The sequence below is a fragment of the Sulfitobacter sp. genome (genome assembly GCF_036961165.1).
Classification (GTDB): Bacteria; Pseudomonadota; Alphaproteobacteria; order Rhodobacterales; family Rhodobacteraceae; genus Sulfitobacter.
Genome location: NZ_JBALVJ010000152.1, coordinates 1 through 4,201, shown reverse-complemented (window position 1 = coordinate 4,201; position 4,201 = coordinate 1). Strand labels below are relative to the sequence as shown.

Here is a 4,201-nt window from a genome sequence, read left to right as displayed (position 1 = left end):
CACTCGCGCCAAAGCGCAAAAAACCTCAACCGAAGGGCCCCTTTTTTCGCCGCGATTTGGCCCATTATTGCTCTGCGATTGACAACGGCTTCTACAATCCACGACGACACCACTCATCATTGGGATGGAAAAGCCCCGTCGCATTCGAACGGAAGGTGGCTTAAACGAGCACCGGGGGCGGCACGAAACCGCGACAGGTCCAAACCTCCTCCAGATTTATGTAGCTTCCGCCCAACAAAAGGACGGACAAATGAAAGCACTATTCACAAACGAACAGATCATTGCGATGATCAAGGAACAGGAAGCTGGTGAGCAGACCGCTGACGTATGTCGGCGGCATGGGGTCAGCTCTGCGACGTTTCACAAATGCTAATCGAAGTACGGTGGGATGGAGCCGTGGGATGCGAAGCGGCTGAGGGTTGTGGAAGACGAGAACGGCAAACTGAAGAAGCTTCTGGCGGAGTCCGCTCAAAAAACAGAATGGGTTGTTCATTCTAACTTAGATGAGGCTTCAGTGATGGCCATCAAAGGCGGAATAGATGCCAAATACCCCGACGACTACAAGGCTTAGCGCCCACACCACGTCAAGATTGAACCAGCTTTTCGAGATGAATTTCAGCCCGAACCACACATAGACAAGCACCGCGATCACCGCTCCCGTGAAGGTCATGGCGAATGTATGGGTGGCGGCCACCAGAAAGGCCGTGATTACGTTGTTGGTCATGAGTGCTTGGGCGGCAGCATGGCCAGTTCCGGACACGCTTTCACCGGGCGCCAATAGCCCGCAAATACCGAGATAAATCGGTACCAGCATCAGACCTGCACCATGTGCAGTGGCAGCCAGAAACGACCAAAGCCCAAGCCTGGCAGGATGCACGCGGGCCAGAATTTTCGGGTGCCGCCGATTGATCAACAAATAGATCCCCATGGCGATCACGAGCGCGCCCGCGCCAATGCGAATTTCGCGTTCGTGGTCGATCAGGAAATACATCATCGAGAACGGTAGCAGGATGGCGATCATCGCCAGAAAATGTCCTGCGGCCAGCATTGCTAGCGCCTTGACTAGTGCGGACTTTTTACGTTCGAACAGGGCGGCCGAGACAGCCAATGGCCATCCCATGCCCGGGTTAACCCCGTGGTAGACGCCCGAAAAAATGACGGCCCACCATAGGGCCGTCAATGTCATGTCTTCCATCAATTATACCGACGGATAGCAGAAGCTGTCGGTCGAACAATCGCCGCCTTCCAGGCGGATCTGATGAGATCGCATATTTTCAGGGAAGTTGATGTAAAAGTCGGGATCGAGAGCAAAGCTGCCGTCGTCGCCGACGTTCGCCATCACCATCTGCCCGCCTTCTTGATGCGGGTAAAACTGGTCGTCCCATGAGCTGTAAAGCGAGTTGGTCCAATACACCCGTTTGCCGTCGCGGCTGATCTCGACCATTTGCGGGCCATAGATGAAATCCTTGCCATTGGTGTGCTTATGCTCGGTGGCGATGCCGCCCAGTTCCACTTTGCCATTCAGCACAGGGTTCATTGGATCAGACACATCGTATTGATGCATTTCACCCAAGCCCCAGCAGGCGACATAAAGGTATTTGTCATCAAGACTGAGGTCGATGTCGGTCACCAGCGGTGGCACGGCGCCAAAGCCCTTCAGCAGATCCGGCAAGTTTTCAGGATCCTCGGGACGTGGATCAATAGTGATCGTTTTCTTTGCTTGCCACACGCCGTCATCATCACGCCACCATGTGAAAATCGCGCCTTGCAGATTGGTCGTGTCGACCACCACGCCGCAGAAGCCATAAGACTTGGTGGGGTCATGGGCGGGGCGGATTTCCAATGCCATCTGGTAATTCTCGCCAAAATCTATGGTCTGGATGTTCTTGCGCGCGCGCAGGTCCCAGAAATGGATTGAGTGGCCGTATTTGTTGGACAAAAGATCCTCAGCCACAACGCCGTTTTCATACTGCGGCGGCAGACCCCATTCGGAGCTGACCATGTAATCCTGCGGTAGGTTCCACCAGAAATCATAGTGCTTGTCCTGTGCGCCACGGTCCATTTCATAGCGGCCGATGATCTCGAACGTCTCGCAATCCATAATGAAAATTCCGGGCGGGCCATCTGTTCCGTCCACGCCACCGCCACCAAGGGTCGACACGTAGATGCCCTCGGGTCCGCAATGGATGGTGTGAGGGCGCGAATAGCCGGTCTTTTCGAACAGCTCTTCGGGTTCAATGATTTTGTGGATCTTGGCCTTAAGCGGCTCTTTGACGTCAAAGATAAAGATGCGCGAAGACCGGATACCTGGCACGATCAGATAGCGACGCTCCAGAAATGCATGGCCTGACAAGGGGGACAGCGATGACGAACAGGCGTTCCAACCAAAATGGTGGAATTCATCGCCTGTGGTTTCGGTCATCACCGTGTGTACAATCTCGCCGTAGGTCTTTGAGCCGTCGCGCAGGTCAATCACTGCCAATCCGTCATGCTGGTCCGCGTCTTTGCCAAGCATCACCGTAAAAGCAAAATTTTCGGGTGGTGCCTCCATCGCCAGTTTCGCAGATGCGTGAAACGTCGGGTCAGGCTTCATAGGTTTGTTCATTGATCTTCCTCCCTAAGGTTGTCCCCACCTCCAATGGGGTTTGGAACAAGCGTTGCTTCGGTCTCCTCAAACGTCGGCCACGTTGCATAGCTGAATGGCGCCGCTGATCTTTGTGGCAAGCTGGGTGAGCTGGCGGCCAATATTGTGTCTGTATTCTGTGCCGAAACGGCGCACGGGACCCACGGTGCCCACACTGAACGTTGCCCCGATGTTCCCGATGGTGACAGGGGCGGCGACGCTTGAGATGCCGATGTCGATTTCTTGGTCACAATCGGCAAAACCCTGTTTTCGGATCACATCGAATTCTGCAAGCAGATCGTCCCGCGTGGTTTTTGTGTGATCGGTGTAGACCTGCAAGCTGCCTCGCATGATGGTTTCTTGAAACTCTGTTTCGGCAAAGGCGGCGATGGCCTTGGAGCATGAGCAGGCGTGCAGTGGACGCTCGCCGATGCCCGGATGAATGAACGCGCGGGCGGGGTCTTCGGGGGTTTCGACGTGGATGATCTCGACCTTACTGTCGCGAAACTGCGCTAGGAATATAGTCTCGTTGAACTTCGTCGCAGCCCCTTTAAGCAGCGGGGCGGCAACGCGGCGCACGTCCACATCCGACTTCCCCAACAGGGCGATGCGGATCAATCGCTCCCCGATCACGAAACGTCCGTCACCGTTCGGTTCCTCTATTAACCCCTGTTCGTGCAAGGTCTGCACCAGACGGTAGCACGTAGGCTTAGGCAGCTCGCTGGCAGCCTGCACTTCGGTCGCGCTGATCGGGCGCCCGATAACAGCAATAATCTCCAGCAGATTGACGAGGCGTTCGAGATGCAACTTGAATATATACTCTCATATTTCGAGATAACGTATCACAGAGTGAGAGTGAATCGGACTAAAAATCAAACAATTTCTTTGGCGAAAGAATCCGTGCACGTGCCGCCGCCGCGATTGAGGGTGGAAAACCACGGGAGGTAATGGACGTTGAGCTGGACGGCGTCTGCGCCGGAGAGGTCTTGGTGGAGAGAAAGGCCGCAGGCCTATGCCATATTGGCGAATTTGCCCGCTCTGGCGATGATCCCGCAGGGAACTTTCATGCGATTCTGACCATGAGGGCGCGTGCGTCGTCATTGAGATCGGGGAGGGGGTCGCAAGCCTAGATGGGGACGATCACTCGATCCCGCTTTACACACCCGAATGTAGCGAGTGCGAGTATTGCCTGAACCCGAAAACCAACCTGTGTCAGGAGATCAGCCGCACCCAAGGGGCGGGCCTGCTTGCCTCGGATGCACCGCGGACCTGATAGGCGAGGAAATACAGGAGCACGCCTCTGGCGAGACATCTAAGATATTTATACTGTGCCGATGGGGGGAATGAATGATAGCGCGGGTCTCGCTGGCGAGATTGATCAAACAGTTTTGTTTTTCAGGGCCAGAAAACTTGCGACGGGCTACCTGTGCTAAATAGAGATCTGAGCCAAGGGCGTCGCGCTTCTTGTCTCCAGATATTGGCCGCAATGCAGAAAGCCTATTGAGCTGGGCTCACTCCGGCCAATTGAAGTGGTCCGGCAAAATTGGACAGCGTGCTAAGATGTATCCAACCCGAACG

At 55.0% G+C, this 4,201-nt stretch carries 3 protein-coding genes and 2 pseudogenes; 2 read left to right on the top strand and 3 right to left on the bottom strand.

Annotated features, from left to right (window positions below):
* Positions 1–250: 250 nt before the first annotated feature.
* Positions 251–466, top strand: a pseudogene (locus tag V7730_RS22320) (transposase); the annotation flags it as partial.
* Between the two features lie 45 nt (positions 467–511).
* Here V7730_RS22320 and V7730_RS22315 read toward each other — a convergent pair.
* The 3 genes from V7730_RS22315 to V7730_RS22305 form a co-directional block, all read right to left on the bottom strand.
* On the bottom strand, positions 512–1,186 hold the full coding sequence (locus V7730_RS22315) for a hypothetical protein (protein ID WP_335749755.1): 675 nt from the start codon (positions 1,184–1,186) through the stop codon (positions 512–514).
* Positions 1,187–1,198: 12 nt separating this feature from the next.
* Complete coding sequence (locus V7730_RS22310) at positions 1,199–2,605, bottom strand: selenium-binding protein SBP56-related protein (protein WP_335749754.1); 1,407 nt, start codon at positions 2,603–2,605, stop codon at positions 1,199–1,201.
* Between the two features lie 66 nt (positions 2,606–2,671).
* Positions 2,672–3,430: an IclR family transcriptional regulator gene (locus tag V7730_RS22305; RefSeq protein WP_335749753.1), complete on the bottom strand. Its 759-nt coding sequence runs from the start codon at positions 3,428–3,430 to the stop codon at positions 2,672–2,674.
* 89 nt (positions 3,431–3,519) lie between these two features.
* On the opposite strand from V7730_RS22305, the pseudogene V7730_RS22300 reads away from it, so the two are divergent.
* Positions 3,520–3,890 (top strand): annotated as a pseudogene (locus V7730_RS22300) (alcohol dehydrogenase catalytic domain-containing protein); the annotation flags it as partial.
* Positions 3,891–4,201 lie beyond the last annotated feature (311 nt).